The organism is Streptococcus acidominimus (assembly GCF_001921825.1).
GTDB lineage: Bacteria > Bacillota > Bacilli > Lactobacillales > Streptococcaceae > Streptococcus > Streptococcus acidominimus.
This window is the reverse complement of the sequence record NZ_MSJL01000014.1, coordinates 13346-31797: the sequence shown is the minus strand read 5'-3', so window position 1 is coordinate 31797 and position 18452 is coordinate 13346. Positions and strand designations below refer to the sequence as shown.

Below are 18452 nucleotides of genomic sequence, written 5' to 3'. Positions count from 1 at the left end.
TATGTATTCTGTAATCATAGCAGGACTGCTTGCCTTTGGGGCGACGGTTCTATTGATTCCAAGATTTATCAGATTTTACCAAGCAAAACGTATCGAGGGTCAACAGACCCATGAAGATGTCCGCCAACATCAGTTTAAAGCAGGGACACCCACCATGGGGGGGACAGTCTTTCTACTGGTGGCTACTGTCGTGACCATTCTAGTTGCTGTCATTTCAAATAGGCTGACAGGATCAGTGCTTGCGATTCTTTTTATACTATTACTTTACGGAATCGTTGGTTTCTTGGATGATTTCCTAAAGATTTTCCGCAAGGTCAATGAGGGCTTGAACCCCAAGCAAAAATTAGCCTTGCAGATTCTAGGTGGTCTTGTCTTTTATCTGGTTCACATGCAGGGAACGGGTGACGGGACGCTCAGTGTCTTAGGGTATCCAATCCATCTAGGTATCTTTTATGTCGCCTTTGTACTCTTTTGGCTAGTTGGATTTTCCAATGCAGTCAATCTGACAGACGGGATTGATGGTCTCGCTTCGATTTCAGTAGTTATCAGCCTTTCAGCCTACGCAGTTATTGCCTATGTCGAGGGGAAAATGGATATTTTATTGGTCTGCGTGACCATGATTGGTGCCTTGTTGGGATTCTTCTATTACAATCATAAGCCTGCCAAACTCTTCATGGGAGATGTGGGCAGTTTGGCACTCGGTGGCATGCTGGCAACGATTTCGATCGCCTTGCATCAAGAGTGGACCCTGCTTTTTATCGGTCTAGTCTATGTGGTGGAAACCTCGTCTGTCATGCTTCAAGTCAGCTATTTCAAGTACACTAAGAAGAAGTTTGGTGAGGGCAAACGGATTTTCCGTATGACCCCATTTCATCACCATTTGGAATTAGGGGGCTTGACAGGAAGAGGCGAAAAATGGAGCGAATGGAAGGTTGACTTATTTTTATGGGGAGTTGGTCTCATCATGAGCTTGCTTGTCCTCCTTATCTTATATTTCTAAGGAAGCCTTTTATAGCCCAATGTTCTGAATGTGGCTCTTTCTATCCGAAAGGTACCCCATCTATCAGGAGCGCAGGCTAGAGTAGCTAGACAGTTTATAGCCCGATTTCCATGACCGATAGAAATGGATCTGAGAAGTAAGGACTAGGAGAGCGAATCTCTGGCGAGTATCAAACAGCAGTCAAATGCTGTTTTTTTTGTTATAATAAGGAAAGAAGAAAAAGAGGATACTATGAAATTTACAGAATTTAGCTTAAAACCGTATATTCAAGAAGCGTTGCGGGAAAGGGGCTTTGTTAGGGCGACAGAAGTTCAAGAACGGTTGATTCCAATCGTCTTGTCTGGGCGTGACTTGGTCGGAGAATCAAAGACAGGCTCTGGCAAGACCCACACCTTTTTGATTCCCATTTTTCAGCAACTGCAAGAAACAGTCGATCAGGTGCAGGCCGTGATTACCGCACCGTCGCGTGAGCTAGCAACGCAGATTTACCAAGCAGCGCGTCAGATCGCCCACTGTTCGGACACGGAAATTCGTGTGGCAAACTATGTCGGAGGAACGGACAAGCAGCGTCAGATTGACAAATTGCAGGCCAACCAGCCCCACATTGTTATTGGAACGCCAGGCCGCATCTATGATCTGGTTAAATCAGGGGATTTAGCCATTCATAAGGCGACAACCTTTGTGGTGGATGAGGCAGATATGACGCTTGACATGGGCTTTCTGGAGACGGTGGATCGGATCGCTTCCAGTCTCCCTAAAAATTTGCAGTTCATGGTCTTTTCTGCAACTATTCCGCAGAAATTACAACCCTTTTTAAAGAAATATTTGACCAATCCGATCATCGAGCAAATTAAGACGCAGACGGTGATTTCAGATACGATTGATAACTGGTTGATTTCGACTAAAGGACGGGATAAGAATGGGCTTATCTTGGAGATTACCAAGCTGATGCAGCCATACTTGGCTATGATTTTCGTTAATACCAAGACGCGGGCAGATGAATTGCATAGCTACTTGAGCGCAAATGGTTTGCGCGTGGCAAAAATTCACGGGGATATTCCACCGCGAGAACGCAAACGGATGATGAATCAGGTCAAGAATCTGGAATTTGAATACATTGTCGCAACCGACTTGGCAGCGCGGGGAATTGATATTGAAGGAGTTAGTCACGTCATCAATGATGCCATTCCGCAGGACTTGTCCTTCTTTGTGCACCGTGTTGGGCGGACGGGTCGTAATGGGCTATCTGGCACAGCCATTACCCTCTATCAGCCGAGTGATGATGCTGATATTCGCGAGCTTGAAAAACTCAATATCCGCTTTGTTCCTAAGACGATTAAGGACGGCGAATTTCAAGATACCTATGACCGTGACCGCCGTGTCAATCGGGAAAAATCTAAAGAGAAATTAGATCTTGAAATGATCGGCCTCGTCAAGAAGAAAAAGAAAAAAATCAAGCCGGGCTATAAGAAGAAAATTCAGTGGGCAGTAGATGAAAAACGTCGAAAGACCAAGCGCATTGAAAACCGCGCCAAAGGACGAGCAGAACGCAAAGCCAAACGCCAAACGTTTTAAACTAAGATACGAGGGCGTTAAGGGAGCAAAGCAAAAATAGGAGTTTTGACGAAGAACCATAGGTTCTAGGAAAAACTATCTTTTTTGCACAGCTCGTAGCCCGAGTTCAATTCTAAGATACAAAGCTCGTTAAAAACTCAAAGCGAAAATAGAAAATTTAACGAAGAAACTTTAGTTTCTAGGAAAATTTGTCTTTTTCGCACAGAGTTTAGGGCGTGTTCAATTCTAAGATACAAAGGGCGTAAAAAGCGAATGAAAAATAGGAAATACGACGAAGAAGTCTCTGCTTCTAGGAGTATTTATCTTTTTTCCGAGCTTTTAGCCCGTGTTCAATTACAAGATGTGAAGCCGTTAAAAACCGACTGAAAATTAGGAAACATGACGAAGAAGCGTAGCTTCTAGGAATGTTTATCTATTTTCCGAGCTTTTAGCCCGAGTTCAATTCTAAGATACAAAGCCCGTTAAAAACTCAAAGCGAAAATAGAAAATTTAACGAGTGAAAAGCTCCAGTTGAGGTTTTCAGCCCACTGGAACCCTAACTGTAACCAGTTAAAACTGGCACAGCTACGTCTCTTTTTCACACAGGGCTTAGCTCGTGTTCAATTACCCAAGATACGAGAGCGTTAAAAGCCCAAAGCGCACTCAAGAGTATCCGTATCTGTAAAGCAGGCATAGCCTGCAACAGCTACGGCAAACTAGGAAATCTGACGCAGAGATTAAAGAGAGTTTGCTTCGCAAACTTCTATTTCCCGCCTTCAAAGGTATACCATACCTTTGAAGCTAGGAAGATTTATCCCTAAAGGGAGCCATATCTGTAACCAGTTAAAACTGGCACAGCTACGTCTCTTTTTCACACAGGGCTTAGCTCGAGTTCAGTTCCCCAAGATACGAGGGCGTTAAGGGAGCAAAGCAAAAATAGGAGTTTTGACGAGTGAAAAGCTCCAGTGGAGGTTTTCAGCCACTCCCTAAAGTGAACCCTATCTGTAACCAGTTAAAACTGGCACAGCTACGAGAACATTAGATAAGCCAGCGAGTGCTGTAAAAGTGATTCTTGGATGAAAGTGTGGTACGCTATGAATACAGGTGATGAATATAGGAAACAGGAAAACAGATGTTACAAATAATACTAGGTCTTTATATGAAGAGCCTGTTGATTGCGGCAGTCTTAGTGGTTTTTGTTAGCCTAGGTTGGTTTTTAATCCGCCTAATCAAAAACAAAGACAAGACCACTCAAGAGCGCCAAGAGGTTCTCTTTGATTTGTTAATTATCAATGTGATGACCATTCCCATTTTGTCCTTTGGGATTGTGGGCATCTTGCTCATGCTAAGAGTGTAGAAAGAAGGAAGAAAAATGTACGATACGATTATTATTGGAGCTGGTCCTGCAGGAATGACTGCAGCCTTGTATGCGGCACGGAGCAACCTAAAAGTAGCGCTTTTAGACCGTGGTATCTATGGCGGACAAATGAACAATACCGCAGAGATTGAAAATTATCCCGGCTATGACCAAATCAGTGGTCCAGAATTGGCAGAAAACATGTTTGCACCGCTTGCAAAATTTGGTGTGGACTTTCTCTACGGTCAGGTGATTCGCGTGGAGACAGAAGATGAGATCAAACGAGTTGTGACAGAAGATGGGGTCTTGGAAGCTCATACTCTTGTCCTTGCCATGGGAGCTCAACACCGTCTCTTAGGAGTGCCCGGAGAAGATACTTACAATAGCCGTGGTGTATCTTACTGTGCGGTCTGCGACGGAGCTTTCTTCCGTGGGCAAGACTTGCTGGTTGTAGGTGGTGGCGACTCTGCTGTTGAAGAAGCCCTCTATCTGACCCAGTTTGCAAATACGGTGACTATCGTCCACCGCCGTGATGAATTACGTGCCCAAAAAGTTATTCAAGAACGTGCCTTTGCCAACGAGAAAATCCGATTCATCTGGGATAGCGTGGTTGAAGAAATTAAAGGCGATGACATCAAGGTGCAGGAAGTCTTGATTAAAAACGTGAAGACAGAAGAAGTAACAGCTCACGCCTTTGGTGGTGTCTTTATCTACGTAGGGCTTGACCCAATGACAGATGTTGTGGCAGATTTGGGGATTACGGATGAGCAAGGGTGGATTGTGACTGATGAACAAATGCTCACCAGCCAGTCAGGGATCTTTGCAGTTGGAGATATTCGCCAAAAACAATTGCGCCAGATTACAACGGCTGTTGGAGACGGAGCGATTGCTGGTCAGCAAGTTTACCATTACGTTACAGAGCATGTAAATTAAGGAGAAAAGATGTTCCATATCCAAGATATACAGAAAAAATCAGACGGTATTTCTTTTGAGGAAACTCTGGAGCTTGCGGATGAGTTGAAGGCGCGAAATGCTGATGTCTTAGCAGTTACCCCCATTAAGGTGGTAGGTCGGGTCAGCTTTGAAGTAGGATTCTTTCTCTTGAACTATCACATGACCTATGACATTACTCTAGCTTCCAGCCGTTCCATGGAACCAGTAGTCCTTTCGGAATCTCTTCCAGTACATGAAATTTTCGTGGCGGATGAGCAGGCTTTGAGAGGGCAGGATATGGTGGAAGAAGATTTGGTGCTCGTCGTTGAAGATGATGTGATTGTGCTGGCAGAAAGCGTGGCAGATAACATCCTCTTACAGATTCCACTCAAGGTATTGACACCGGAGGAAGAAGCGGGACAGGGCTTGCCATCAGGTAACAATTGGACTGTGATGACAGAAGAGGATTACGCGGTAGCAGCCCAAGAGAAAAAGGAAGCAACTAGCCCCTTTGCCCAATTACAGGGACTTTTTGAGGAAGAATGACATTGACAGACAATTGGAAACATCTTGTCAATAGGTCGATTTCATTGTATAATGAAAAGGATATTAAGAAATAGGAGTAGAACATTCATGACAAAAGCAAATTTTGGTGTTGTGGGAATGGCCGTTATGGGGCGCAACCTTGCACTTAACGTAGAATCAAGAGGCTACACTGTTGCGATTTACAACCGTTCAGCAGATAAGACAGAAGATGTTGTTGCCAGCAACCCGGGTAAAAAATTAGTTCCAAGCTATGATGTAGAAAGTTTTGTACAATCCATTGAAACACCACGCCGGATCATGCTTATGGTGCAGGCAGGTCCCGGTACAGATGCGACTATCCAAGCCTTATTGCCACACCTTGATAAAGGGGACATCTTGATCGATGGTGGAAATACTTTCTATGAAGATACCATCCGTCGCTCGAAAGAACTTGCAAATTCAGGGATCAACTTTATCGGTACAGGGGTTTCTGGTGGAGAAAAAGGAGCGCTTGAGGGGCCGTCTATTATGCCGGGGGGACAAAAGGAAGCCTATGACTTAGTAGCAGATGTTTTGGAAGAAATTTCTGCCAAAGCTCCTGAAGATGGTGCGCCATGTGTGACCTATATCGGACCAGACGGTGCAGGCCACTACGTGAAAATGGTTCACAATGGGATTGAATATGGTGATATGCAGTTGATCGCAGAAAGCTATGATCTGATGCAGCACTTGCTCGGTCTTTCTGTGGATGAAATGGCAGACATCTTTACTGAATGGAATAAGGGTGAGCTTGATAGCTACTTGATTGAAATTACAGCAGACATCTTGAAGCGTAAGGATGATGAAGGTCAAGAAGGCCCGATCGTTGACTATATCCTTGATGCCGCTGGAAACAAGGGAACGGGTAAATGGACGAGCCAATCCTCACTCGATTTGGGTGTACCATTGTCCTTGATTACCGAGTCTGTATTTGCCCGCTATATCTCAACCTACAAAGAAGAGCGTGTACATGCTAGCAAGATCTTGCCAAGACCAGCAGCATTTAACTATAAGGGAGATAAGAAGGAGTTGATCGAGAAAATCCGTCAAGCCCTTTACTTCTCAAAAATCATGTCTTACGCCCAAGGCTTTGCTCAATTGCGTGTAGCATCTAAGGAAAACAACTGGAACTTGCCATTTGGTGAAATCGCAAAAATCTGGCGTGCCGGCTGTATCATCCGTGCTCGTTTCTTGCAAAAGATTACGGATGCTTACGGACGTGATGAGGATCTTGCAAACCTCCTCTTGGACGAATACTTCCTTGACGTAACAGCCAAATACCAACAAGCTGTTCGTGATGTGGTAACCTTGGCGGTACAAGCAGGGGTTCCTGTTCCAACATTCTCAGCAGCGATTACCTACTTTGACAGCTACCGTGCTGAAAACCTACCAGCTAACCTGATTCAGGCGCAACGTGACTACTTCGGAGCGCATACCTATGAGCGCAAAGACAAAGAAGGAATCTTCCATTACTCATGGTATGATGAAAAATAATCTATGGTAAAAAAAATCTTAATTGCAGGCCGCGAGCGCAACCTATCTCATTTTGTCTCTATGGAGTTGCAGAAAAAAGACTACTTGGTCGACTATACTTCTACGGGAAAAGAAGCGCTTCAGCTTGCCCATGAGACAGACTTTGATTTGATTCTCATGAGTTTTTGTCTGTCGGACATGTCTAGTTCTGACTTGGCGGCAGAGTTGATTAAAATCAAACCGAGCACGGTCATGATTGTGGTAGTAGATAGTGAGGACGCCAAACAGTATGGCACGGATATTCAACGCTATGCTGTCTCCTATATTATCAAACCCTTTATCATCAGTGACTTGGTCGATCAGGTAACCTCTATCTTTAGGGGACGCGATTATATTGACGAACATTGCAAGCAGGTGAAACTTCAGGCAGCCTACCGTGACTTGAAAATTGATTTTCAAAATCGGACGGTCACTCGTGGTTCAGAGTTGATCAACCTGACCCGCCGGGAATATGACCTCCTTGCGACCTTGATGAATAGTCAGGAAACCTTGAGCAGAGAGCAGCTCTTGGATCGGGTCTGGAAATATGAAGCTACGGCTGAAACCAATGTCGTTGATGTCTATATTCGCTATCTGCGGGGAAAATTAGACCTGCCAGGTCAAGAATCCTATATTAAAACCGTCCGCGGTGTAGGCTATGCCATGCGGGAGGAATAAGAGAAAAAGTGGAGTGAGTTCAATCGAGATTTTCCGGTCTCGTTGGAACTCGCTTTTTCGTTGTAATCTGTGCCAAGACTGTTTGAGGTGGGAAATGAAGAAAATGCAGTTCGCAAGTAGTACTGAGGTACAGCAAGACGAGGTAACCAAGTAATAAAAATATAAACGAAATGACGATATTTGGAAAGCAGGCATTGCCTGTAACAGCTAGGAAAAACGAGGAAAGCAGACGACTGAACAGCTCCAAAAGTTTATTTCTTACAACAATGTATTCACAACAACCATTTTCTGACTTTTTCTCCAAAGTATGCTATCATAGAAAAGACTAGGACGAGGAGGAGATGAAACATTGAAGAAGAGTTCATTTAAAGAGAAATTGCTGTTGATTAGCTTTGCAGCCTTGGTTTTACTAGCGGTGCTAAACTATTCAGATATTTACAGCTCGGTAAGGGTCTTGCTATCGAGCATGAATGCCTTGTTTATCGGGGCGATTTTTGCCTTTATTTTGAATGTTCCGATGAAGAAATTAGAGGACTTGATTGCCAAGGTATCGTTTCTGCGAAAAAGCAAGCGGTCCCTAGCTATTGTCGGGGGTCTAATCGTCTTTGCTCTGATTGTGACAGGGGTAGTAGTGATTATTCTACCAACCTTGGTTTCAACTGTGTCGGAGTTAGTATCGGTTACGAATCAAGCTATTCCCAAGCTCATTCGAACCTTGCAGGAGAGTGGCTTCTTGTCCAGCAAATTGGGCAGTCGCCTGAATAGCTATGTCTCTCAATTTACGGATTGGTCTAAGTTATCCGGATTTGCGGCAGCTTTCCTCGCCGGATTAGCGAATAATGTGACAGGGATTTTTTCAAATGTTTTAACCTTGATCATGGCTTTCTTTATTACCTTGAGTATCCTTGGGAGCAAGGAACACTTGCAGGATATGACAGGCAAATTGCTTCACGCAGCCTTTCCAGAGAAAGTAGTGCGGATTATTGCCTATATTGGTCAGGTGATTATTGAAACCTATGATCGATTCTTGATGAGCCAGATTGTAGAAGCGGTCATCATTGGAGGTTTAGTCTTTGTCAGCTATTCCCTCTTCTCGATTCCGTATGCAGGAATGGCAGGAATTTTATCAGGAGTGCTTTCTTTTGTGCCTTATATTGGTCCTTTTTCTGCCTGTATTATCAGTGCCCTCTTTGTATCGGTGCAGAATCCTTGGTTGGCGCTCTGGTCGATCGTTCTCTTCCAGATAATCCAATTGATTGAAGGGAATGTTATCTATCCTCGTGTGGTGGGACAATCGGTTGGTTTGCCAACCCTCTTTACCCTAGCTGCTGCCTTAATCGGTGGAAATTTATTCGGCTTACTAGGCATGGTTTTCTTCACCCCTATTTTTGCGGTGATCTATCGCCTTGTGAGAGAATGGACCTATGCACGGCTTAAGAAAAAACAAGATATAAAGGCGTGAAAAATTCGTATGGAAATAGGAAATCGTTCTCGAGTCCTTAGACTCTTCGTACGATTTCCTATTTTCACTGTGTGCGCTTAACGTCCTCACATCTTGCGTAACTGAATTCGGACTACGAGCTGTGCAAAAAAGAGACGCAACCGTTGTAACTGTAGTTACCTACGGGTGTGGCTACCTTTAGGTGTAGTTTTTCCTAGCTCCAAAGGTATGGGATACCTTTGGAGGCGGGAAATAGAAGTTTGCGGAGCAAACTCTCATCTAAAAGTTCTTCGTCAAAACTCCTATTTTTGCTTTGCTCGCTTAACGTCCCCGTATCTTGTTTAGTATTATTATCCTGTGAAATATGATACAATGAAGTATAATCATGATAGAATGGGAGAGATAGTATGCGTTGCCCTAAATGTACCAGTATAAAATCAAGTGTTGTGGATAGCCGTCAGGCAGAAGATGGAAATACCATTCGCCGTAGGAGAGAGTGCGAGAGCTGTGGTCACCGTTTTACCACCTATGAACGCGTTGAAGAAAAAACCTTAGTTGTTGTGAAAAAGGATGGAACCCGCGAGCAATTTTCCCGTGAGAAAATTTTTAATGGGATTATTCGCTCTGCCCAAAAGCGTCCAGTATCTAGTAGTGAAATTGAAGAGGTGGTGAACCGCATTGAGCAGAAGGTTCGTGCCCATAGCGATAGCGAGGTTGAGAGTGATTTGATTGGCAATCTCGTCATGGAAGAGTTGGTCGAATTAGATGAGATTACCTATGTCCGCTTTGCCTCTGTCTATCGTTCCTTTAAAGATGTGGGTGAGCTTGAAAACTTGCTCAAACAGATCACCAAGGGAAGCAAGACAAGAAGATAGGACAGCAGATGAAACCAAATGATCTATATGCTTATATGCGAAAGAATGCCGTAAGCCCTAACTGGCTTAGCTTTATCCTCTGTTACCAACCGATTATTGGACAGGATGCGGCTGCGGTCTATCAATTCTTGTGGGCAAGCTATGACCATGGTACGGGCAAGTATGCCCTTAGCCGGATTTTAAATCATGTCAATATGGGGCTCAATCGCTTGGAGAAAGCCCTAGATGTACTGGGAGCCATGGACTTGCTGGCCATCTACCAGAGGGGGGATACGATCGTTTTTCGCTTCATTGAACCCTTAGCAAAGGAAGCCTTTTTGGCAAATCCTCTCTATCAAAAACTCTTGACCAAGAAAATTGGAGAGCCAGCAGTGGAGGAATGGACGTCTCTACAATCAGGATCAGATACCGAAGTGACCAAGCATTTTTCAGACGTTTTCACCATGGACGGAGAGCTTCCGCTTGAGGTTAAGCCTGCGCCGAACTTTGATTTGCAGGCCTTTAAGACCATGATGGCACGCGATCAATTGCGATTTCAGAATGAGACAGATGATGTGATTGCCCTCTATCATCTGGCTGAAAAAAATGGCTGGGACTGGATGCAGACCTATAAGATTGCAAAAGAAACAGCCCATGCTCAAGTGATTTTAGTCAAGCGCATGGAGCAAAAGGGGGAGGTAACACCTGTCGCCTCTAGCTTGACCAAACAGGAGCAGGCCATTGTGGCTGAAAGTAAGTCCAAGACTGCCCTTGAATTTTTAACGATTTTAAAAGAAGCTCGTAAGGCGGCTGTCACCATGTCAGAACGCAAGTGCTTGCAGCAATTAGTAGACTTGGGCTTGTTGGATGAGGTCATCAATGTGCTTGTCCTTTATACTTTTAACAAGGTCGACTCGGCTAATTTGCAGGAAGCCTATGCCTTAAAGCTGGGGAATGATTTTTCTTACAAGCAGATTCGAAGTGCCGAGCAGGCAGTCTCTCATTTGCGGGATAGTAAAGGGCTAAGCCGTAAGAAGCAGAGCGCCCAAGCGCCCAAGACTAATGTGCCTGAGTGGAGCAAGCAGGAAGTCAAGACCGAGCAAACGGCAAAAGGTCAGGCTGAATTAGCGGCGCTCTATCGTGAACTAGAAGCTATGGAAACGAAAGGAGAGGGATAGATGAAAGCTGTGAAAGACAGGGTGCCACAGGGTGCTACATCAGGAAGAAAGTCTTATCAAGAACTCTATCAGGAGATTATTCAGGATAAGGAAGTGGCTGATTTTATCCATCAGCACCAGTTGACAGAAGAAGAAATTACCCGTTCAATCTCCAAGTTTTTTGAATATGTGACGGAGCGCAAGAAGTTCCTCCACCAAGACGAGGCTTATATTGCGGTCGGTTATCAGCCTGTGCTCATCATGAATGAGGGCTACGCAGATGTGTCCTATTTGGAGACTGCTGAACTGCTTGAATACCGTAAGGCAGAAGCGATTAAAAACCGTATCCAGCTGATCAATCTTCCAGCTAATTTGAAAAATATCACCATTGCAGATGTGGATCTTAATGACGAAAACCGTGTAGAGGTCATGAAGGCTATTACTGAATTTGTCAAACAGGTAGGTCAGGACAACAAGGGCTTGTATCTCTATGGTAATTTTGGAGTAGGAAAAAGCTATCTGATGGCATTTTTAGCCAATCTCCTTTCCAAGACCCACCAGATGTCGACCACCCTGCTGCATTATCCAACCTTTGTCGTTGAGATTAAAAATGCGATCGGTGATGGCTTGGTCAAGGAAAAGATTGATGCGATTAAGACAGCACAAGTCTTGGTCTTAGATGATATTGGCGCAGAACAACATAGTTCCTGGGTGCGGGATGATGTCCTTCAGGTCATCTTGCAACACCGGATGCAGGAAAACCTGCCGACCTTCTTTACCTCGAATTTTTCCTTTGCGGACTTGGAACGGCACTTTGCTGCGGGACGTTCAGGAGATGAGACATGGCAGGCCAAGCGAGTGATGGAACGTATTCGATTTTTAGTCACTGAACTACGATTAGGAGGAATGAATCGTCGATGAATGAAACAATTGATTTAATGCTAGCCCACAGTTCTGTTCGTAGATTTACTGATGAGCCGATTTCCGATCAAGACTTGGAGGCGATTATTAGTGCAGGGCGTGCGGCTTCGACTTGGAAAAATTTTCAGTCTTACTCGATTGTGGTGGTGCGTTCAAAAGAGAAAAAAGAGGCGCTTCATGTTTTGACGCCTCAACCTGCAGTTTTACAGGCAGATACGATTCTGCTCTTTGTCGGTGACCATAATCGGGCGAGCAAGGCTGCTGCCTTGCACCAAGCAAACTTTGATCCTAAGGGGACAGAGAATCTCTTGATTTCTTCTGTTGATGCAGCGCTAGCGGGGCAAAATGTCTTGCTTGCAGCTGAAAGTTTGGGTTATGGCGGTGTTTTTATCGGTATGATCCGCCATGCAGCCAGAGAGATTGCCGACCTGTTTGCCTTACCAGACTATACCTATCCTGTATTTTGTATTGCACTAGGAAGACCTGCCCAACAGTTTCCAGTCAAACCCCGACTGCCTCAGGAATTTGTTGTCTTTCAAGAAGAATACCAAGAGCAAGATGTGGAGGCGATTCGTACCTATGACCGTATCCAGTCAGACTATGCAGGAGCTAGACAGAAAGAGACCTGGTCTGAACGCCTGATTGCTCAATTTGGTCAGGTAGAACACCCAGAGACAAAAACACTTTTGAGAGAAAAACACTTATTATAGAAAAGGAGGAGCAATGGCTCTACCAACTATTGCCATCGTTGGTCGCCCCAACGTTGGAAAATCAACCTTATTTAACCGGATTGCGGGTGAGCGTATTTCCATTGTAGAAGATGTAGAGGGTGTAACCCGTGACCGCATCTATGCAACAGCTGAATGGCTTAACCGTCACTTTAGCCTCATTGATACGGGGGGGATTGATGATGTGGATGCCCCTTTTATGGAGCAGATCAAACATCAGGCAGAGATTGCTATGAGTGAAGCAGATGTTATCGTCTTTGTTGTATCGGGCAAGGAAGGAGTGACAGATGCTGATGAGTATGTGGCGAAAATCCTCTATAAGACCAACAAGCCAGTCATTTTAGTGGTGAACAAGGTCGATAATCCTGAAATGCGTAGTGATATTTATGATTTTTATTCTTTGGGCTTAGGAGATCCTTACCCGGTTTCCTCTGTTCACGGGATTGGGACAGGGGATGTACTTGATGCTATTGTGGAAAATCTACCGGCTGACAGTGAAGAAGAAAATCCAGACATGATTAAGTTCAGCTTAATCGGCCGTCCCAACGTCGGAAAATCAAGCCTGATTAACGCTATTTTGGGGGAGGAGCGCGTGATTGCTAGTCCTGTTGCGGGTACAACCCGTGATGCGATTGACACAGTCTTTACTGACAGTGATGGGCAAGAATTTACCATGATTGATACCGCAGGTATGCGTAAGTCTGGAAAAATCTATGAAAATACCGAGAAATATTCCGTCATGCGTGCCATGCGTGCCATTGACCGTTCAGATGTGGTGCTCATGGTCTTGAATGCCGAAGAAGGGATTCGTGAGTACGACAAGCGGATTGCTGGATTTGCCCACGAAGCAGGAAAAGGGATGGTGATTGTCGTCAACAAGTGGGATACCCTTGAAAAAGACAATAAGACCATGCAGAACTGGGAAGCAGACATCAGAGACCAATTCCAGTATCTCGCCTACGCACCGATTATCTTTGTATCTGCTCTGACCAAGCAACGGCTACATAAGCTACCAGCCATGATCAAGCAGATTAGCGAAAGCCAGCAAACCCGGATTCCGTCTGCTGTCTTGAATGATGTAATCATGGACGCGATTGCGATCAATCCGACGCCGACAGACAAGGGCAAACGCCTCAAAATTTTCTATGCGACCCAAGTGGCAACCAAGCCACCAACCTTTGTCATCTTTGTGAATGAAGAAGAGCTCATGCACTTCTCTTATCTGCGCTTCCTTGAAAATCAAATCCGCAAAGCCTTCGTCTTTGAAGGTACGCCGATTCACTTGATTGCTCGTAAGCGGAAGTAATACTCGTCAAAAATCAAATTCTGACGTCGTTAACTCACCTTGCTGAACCTCAGTTCTACCTACGGTTTCATTGCCTAGTCAGATTTTGATTTTTATAGAGTATAGTCCCTTATAGGCAGCGAGAGGGAAAGCAGTTCCTACTCTGTACTATTATAAAAAGGCGCGTCTTTTAAAGGTGTGCCTTTCTCACGCTTTCTAATCTTCCGTAATCATTGGACAATCATCAAGGTTCATCACTTCATCTGGGAAATTGATGTCAATCACATATTTTTTACTCGTTCCCTGAACAGTTTTAATCTTCACATTCCATCTGGGATGAAATACCAAATGTCCATTCTCCAGTTCAATCGTCAAGTGGATTTCATCATAATTCTTTGAAAGAAAAGTGGCTCTTCCCCTCTCTTCATCACAAAAACATGCCATTTCTGCATGATATTGAAACTCAAATTCAAATAATGTAGCTGTTTTAAACATTCATCCCTCTCCATCTATTTAGAAATCATAGTGCATCACCGTCTAAAGAACCTACTCTCCATCTTTTGAAGCTAATGGATTGTTCTTATTTTTATAGTTGTCTCGTTTACTTTTAGTACTAGCTCAAACAGTCTGGGGAGAGACTGTTTGAGGTTGGAAATAAAGAAAACGAAGTTTTCGTCAAACCAGTCTGGGGAGAGACTGTTTGAGGTTGGAAATAAAGAAAACGAAGTTTTCGTCAAACCAGTCTGGGGAGAGACTGTTTGAGGTTGGAAATGAAGAAAACGACGTTTTCGTCAAACCAGTCTGGGGATAGACTGTTTGAGGTGGGAAATGAGGAAAACGACGTTTTCGTCAAACCAGTCTGGGGATAGACTGTTTGAGGTAGGAAATGAAGAAAACGACGTTTTCGTTAAAAGTCGCAGGTAGTACTGAAGTACAGCAAGACGAGTTAACGAAGTAATAAAAGATAAACTAAATGGCTATATCTTTAAAATCTCCTACTACTAGGATATACCAAGATGATTCTAAACACAAGTCTTTTTTGAAATCGCTTTCGTTTCCTAATAGCTAGCTGCCCCCTTTTCTTCTAATGGGCTTCTTTGTTCGTCATTATCGTCTTTTTTGAAAAATAAAAGAACTAAGAGAAGCCTTATTGCTCAATCTATGCTATAATGAAGAGATATAAATTTGATGTTCAAAGAGTGTTCCTACTAAAAGTAAAGGAAACGATGATGATTAGCACTAGGCAAGACGCGATCAGGACGTCATAACTAGAAACTGAATGCTGCTAAGATAAAGGAGTGGGTATGGGTCGATTGATGCCAGGGCGGATTCGTCAAGAGGGAATCCTGCTCTATGAAAGAGGATTAGTGGAAATCAGACAGGTAGAAGACAGGCAGCTCTTTTTGAAGATTGCAGAAGAGGATTTTTGTTATGCCTTAGAAGAAACGAAGCTGTCTTGTAGCTGTCAACTTTTTTCTCAAAAGGGCTACTGTCAGCACCTAGCTGCGGTTGAATATTTTTTGAAAAATGATACTGAGGGGAAGGCCTTGGAGGAGCAGCTTTCTGCTGGCAAAGCAGAGCATGAGGAAACGAAGCGTAGGACCTACTTTGGGGGTCTATTTTTAGATGATATTTTAGAGAATCCCCAGAACGTAGCCATCCATTATCGTTTGGCAGTTGAGGGGCAGCTGCAGCTCTTTGACCATAATATTGACTGGACCTTGAAAATCCAGCGTGGTATCGATCCGAGAACCTATATCATTCGCGATATTGGTGCTTTCTTGCAAACAGTGAAAAAAGGTGGCTACTATCAGATTGGCAAGCAGTATTATGAGAAGATTAGCTTTGAACAGTTTGATGTGGCTAGTCAGGAAGTCATCACCTTTTTGTGGCGCCTAGTTCCGAATAAGAAAGTGGGCGATTTAGAGATACTGGTGCACTATGGGCGACACTTACAGTTACCGCTTTCGAATTTTGAAGAGGGATTGGATATCTTAGGGCAGTTGGAATCGTTCGAGTTTCACTATGAGATGAACACCTATAAGGACTTACAGCTTCTAGCATTTGATGCCCATGCGAGCTGCTATTCCTTTGAAGTGGTGGTTCACCAATACATGATTGAGTTGCGGGTTCACGAACAGGCTTTTCGAGAACTGTTCAAAGGGCGCTATTTGTTAGTAGACAATCGCTTGTACTATTTGGACAGGAAACAGGAACGAATACTGGCTGCGCTCAAAGCCCTTGTTCCAAATGAGGCTGGAGAGAAAGTTGTCCAATTTGATTTTCAAGACCAGGAACGCTTGGCACTAAGTCTGTTAGAGTTGCAGCTGGTCGGAGCTGTCAAGGCTCCTAAGCGCTTTGTCATCCATGACTTTCGTCCTCGGTTTGAGCTGTCACTGCACGCTGAAGGGGAGATTGAACTGGACTTGATTCTGGAATTTGACCATCGACAGGTGGCGAGTAGAGAGGAGCTAAATCGCTTGCCCTTTTCCTACCATTTCCAGCACCTAGCACAGGTGGAGCAGGTCATACAGGAATCAGGGTTTAAGGGAGACTTTATCACTCGTCATCCGGGGCTTCAACCTGCAGAATGGTATGATTTCTTTCATCAGACCTTGCCCAAGTTTCGGGCACTGGGGCAGGTGCAGTTATCGAGTGAATTAGAGGGCATGTTGATAGCTAGTCAGCCGAGGATCAAGGTAGAGACCCGAGGTGTCCTGCTGGATATCTCCTTTGATTTTACAGGAATCGCTGAGGAAGAAATTGAGCAAGCTGTGACTGCTCTGTTGGAGGAGGCGACGCATTTTACCAGCCAGACAGGGAAGGTCTTGGTTTTTGATGAAGAAACCAAGCGGTTGAGTCGAACCTTGCAGGACTTGCGGGCTCGGTATCAGTCGGCAGGTCATCTGTCACTTGACCACCTCGCCTCTTATCAACTAGCCCAGACTTGGGCTGGGAAAGAAGCGGTTCATTTTTCCAAGGACTTCCAACAATTGGCATACGATTTGGCACATCCGGAATCCTTTGCATTACCTGAATTGCAAGTGACAGCTGATTTGCGTGATTACCAGCGTCTAGGTGTGCGATGGTTATCCATGCTGAACCACTATGGCTTCGGTGGTATTTTAGCCGATGACATGGGATTAGGAAAGACCTTACAGACCATTGCCTTTTTGAGCAGTCAGCTCGAGGCGGATCAAAAGGTCTTGATCTTAGCACCGTCAAGTCTGATTTACAATTGGCAGAGCGAGTGCCAGACTTTTGCACCCGACTTGGATGTGGCAGTAGCCTATGGGAATAAGGAAAAGCGGGAGGAGCAGATTCGAGCGGCACATCAGATTATCATCACCAGCTACCATTCCTTTAGGCAGGATAGTGAGCTTTACCAGCAGCAAGACTACGACTATCTGATTTTGGACGAAGCCCAAGTCATGAAAAATGCCCAGAGCAAGATCGCCCAGCTTTTGAGAGAGTTTGAAGTGGGAAACTGCTTTGCCCTTTCAGGAACGCCGATTGAAAATCATCTGTCCGAACTGTGGTCCATCTTTCAGATTGTGCTACCGGGACTCTTGCCTGGTAAGACAGAATTTGCCAAATTATCAGCCCAAGAAGTCGCACGGATCATCAAGCCCTTCGTTCTTCGTAGGAAAAAAGAAGATGTTCTCTTGGAACTGCCTGACCTACTAGAAATCAATGTTTTAAATGAATTGACTGATGAGCAGAAAGTTGTCTACTTAGCACAGTTGAAGCAGATGCAGTCCAGCATTTTAGACGCAAGTGATGCGGAAATTCAGCGCAAGAAGATGGAGATTCTGGCAGGGATTACCCGTCTTCGTCAGATTTGTGATACCCCGAGCCTCTTTCTGTCGGACTATGGGGGAGGAAGTGGTAAGCTGGAGAGTTTGAGAGAGTTGTTGGAGCAACTCAAAGAAGGTAGCCACCGCATCTTGATTTTCTCTCAATTCCGTACCATGCTGGACATGATTGAGGGAGAGTTGGAGGCACTAGGGCTCACCAGTTATAAATTGACAGGCTCGACCCCAGCCAATCTCCGTCAGGAAATGACGACCGCTTTCAATGCAGGGAGCAGGGATGCCTTTCTGATTTCCCTCAAAGCAGGAGGGGTGGGTCTCAATCTGACAGGGGCAGACAGTGTGATTTTAGTTGACCTCTGGTGGAATCCAGCAGTAGAAGCCCAAGCCATTAGCCGCGCCCATCGGATGGGGCAGACGGAGAAAGTCGAGTGCTATCGCCTGATTACCCGCGGTACGATCGAAGAAAAGATTCAAGCCCTGCAAGAAAGCAAGAAACATCTGGTGACGACTGTTCTTGACGGTAATGAGAGCCGGGCAAGCATGACGGTAGATGATATTCGGGACATTTTAGGTCTTTAGTGCTAACCCTTGTAAAAGAAAAAAGATAGTCAAAGCGCCTAAGGTATGGTATAATAGTCGTTTGAAAGGAAGAA

The 18452-nt window shown here is 44.6% G+C and carries 15 protein-coding genes; 14 read left to right on the top strand and 1 reads right to left on the bottom strand.

Annotation, left to right across the window (positions count from 1 at the left end; all coding sequences use genetic code 11):
• Window position 1 precedes the first annotated feature (1 nt).
• The 13 genes from mraY (at window position 2) to der (ending at window position 14005) form a co-directional block, all read left to right on the top strand.
• Window positions 2-1000 (top strand): phospho-N-acetylmuramoyl-pentapeptide-transferase, encoded by a 999-nt coding sequence (gene mraY, locus BU200_RS04325; RefSeq protein WP_075099003.1) that lies wholly within the window; start codon window positions 2-4, stop codon window positions 998-1000.
• 231 nt (window positions 1001-1231) lie between these two features.
• Window positions 1232-2575 carry a DEAD/DEAH box helicase gene (locus BU200_RS04320; protein ID WP_075099002.1) on the top strand — a complete coding sequence of 448 codons (1344 nt, stop codon included), beginning with the start codon at window positions 1232-1234 and terminating at the stop codon, window positions 2573-2575.
• Window positions 2576-3686: 1111 nt separating this feature from the next.
• Window positions 3687-3911 carry a DUF4059 family protein gene (locus BU200_RS04315; RefSeq protein ID WP_075099001.1) on the top strand — a complete coding sequence of 75 codons (225 nt, stop codon included), beginning with the start codon at window positions 3687-3689 and terminating at the stop codon, window positions 3909-3911.
• Between the two features lie 15 nt (window positions 3912-3926).
• Complete coding sequence (gene trxB / locus BU200_RS04310) at window positions 3927-4844, top strand: thioredoxin-disulfide reductase (protein ID WP_075099000.1); 918 nt, start codon at window positions 3927-3929, stop codon at window positions 4842-4844.
• A gap of 9 nt (window positions 4845-4853) precedes the next feature.
• Window positions 4854-5390 carry a YceD family protein gene (locus tag BU200_RS04305; protein ID WP_075098999.1) on the top strand — a complete coding sequence of 179 codons (537 nt, stop codon included), beginning with the start codon at window positions 4854-4856 and terminating at the stop codon, window positions 5388-5390.
• A gap of 87 nt (window positions 5391-5477) precedes the next feature.
• On the top strand, window positions 5478-6902 hold the full coding sequence (gndA, locus tag BU200_RS04300; RefSeq protein ID WP_075098998.1) for an NADP-dependent phosphogluconate dehydrogenase: 1425 nt from the start codon (window positions 5478-5480) through the stop codon (window positions 6900-6902).
• 3 nt (window positions 6903-6905) lie between these two features.
• Window positions 6906-7598, top strand: a complete 693-nt coding sequence (locus BU200_RS04295) for a response regulator transcription factor (RefSeq protein ID WP_075098997.1) — start codon at window positions 6906-6908, stop codon at window positions 7596-7598.
• Between the two features lie 349 nt (window positions 7599-7947).
• Window positions 7948-9060: an AI-2E family transporter gene (locus BU200_RS04290; RefSeq protein ID WP_075098996.1), complete on the top strand. Its 1113-nt coding sequence runs from the start codon at window positions 7948-7950 to the stop codon at window positions 9058-9060.
• 386 nt (window positions 9061-9446) lie between these two features.
• Window positions 9447-9914, top strand: coding sequence for a transcriptional regulator NrdR (gene nrdR, locus BU200_RS04285; protein WP_075098995.1), 468 nt, complete (start codon window positions 9447-9449; stop codon window positions 9912-9914).
• A gap of 8 nt (window positions 9915-9922) precedes the next feature.
• Window positions 9923-11071, top strand: coding sequence for a replication initiation and membrane attachment family protein (locus BU200_RS04280; protein WP_075098994.1), 1149 nt, complete (start codon window positions 9923-9925; stop codon window positions 11069-11071).
• Window positions 11072-11971: a primosomal protein DnaI gene (gene dnaI, locus BU200_RS04275; protein WP_075098993.1), complete on the top strand. Its 900-nt coding sequence runs from the start codon at window positions 11072-11074 to the stop codon at window positions 11969-11971.
• The gene (locus BU200_RS04270) at window positions 11968-12681 is read left to right on the top strand and encodes an NADPH-dependent oxidoreductase (RefSeq protein WP_075098992.1); all 714 of its coding nucleotides are present in this window, start codon (window positions 11968-11970) and stop codon (window positions 12679-12681) included. Before dnaI ends, BU200_RS04270 begins: the two co-directional genes overlap by 4 nt.
• A 13-nt stretch (window positions 12682-12694) precedes the next feature.
• Complete coding sequence (gene der, locus BU200_RS04265) at window positions 12695-14005, top strand: ribosome biogenesis GTPase Der (protein WP_075098991.1); 1311 nt, start codon at window positions 12695-12697, stop codon at window positions 14003-14005.
• Window positions 14006-14200: 195 nt separating this feature from the next.
• On the opposite strand, the gene BU200_RS04260 is transcribed toward der, so the two are convergent.
• Window positions 14201-14428, bottom strand: coding sequence for a hypothetical protein (locus BU200_RS04260; RefSeq protein ID WP_249024019.1), 228 nt, complete (start codon window positions 14426-14428; stop codon window positions 14201-14203).
• A gap of 860 nt (window positions 14429-15288) precedes the next feature.
• Here BU200_RS04260 and BU200_RS04255 point away from each other — a divergent pair.
• A complete protein-coding gene (locus tag BU200_RS04255; RefSeq protein ID WP_075098989.1) occupies window positions 15289-18378 on the top strand; it encodes a pilus expression-regulating Snf2 family helicase in 3090 nt (1029 codons plus the stop codon).
• Window positions 18379-18452 lie beyond the last annotated feature (74 nt).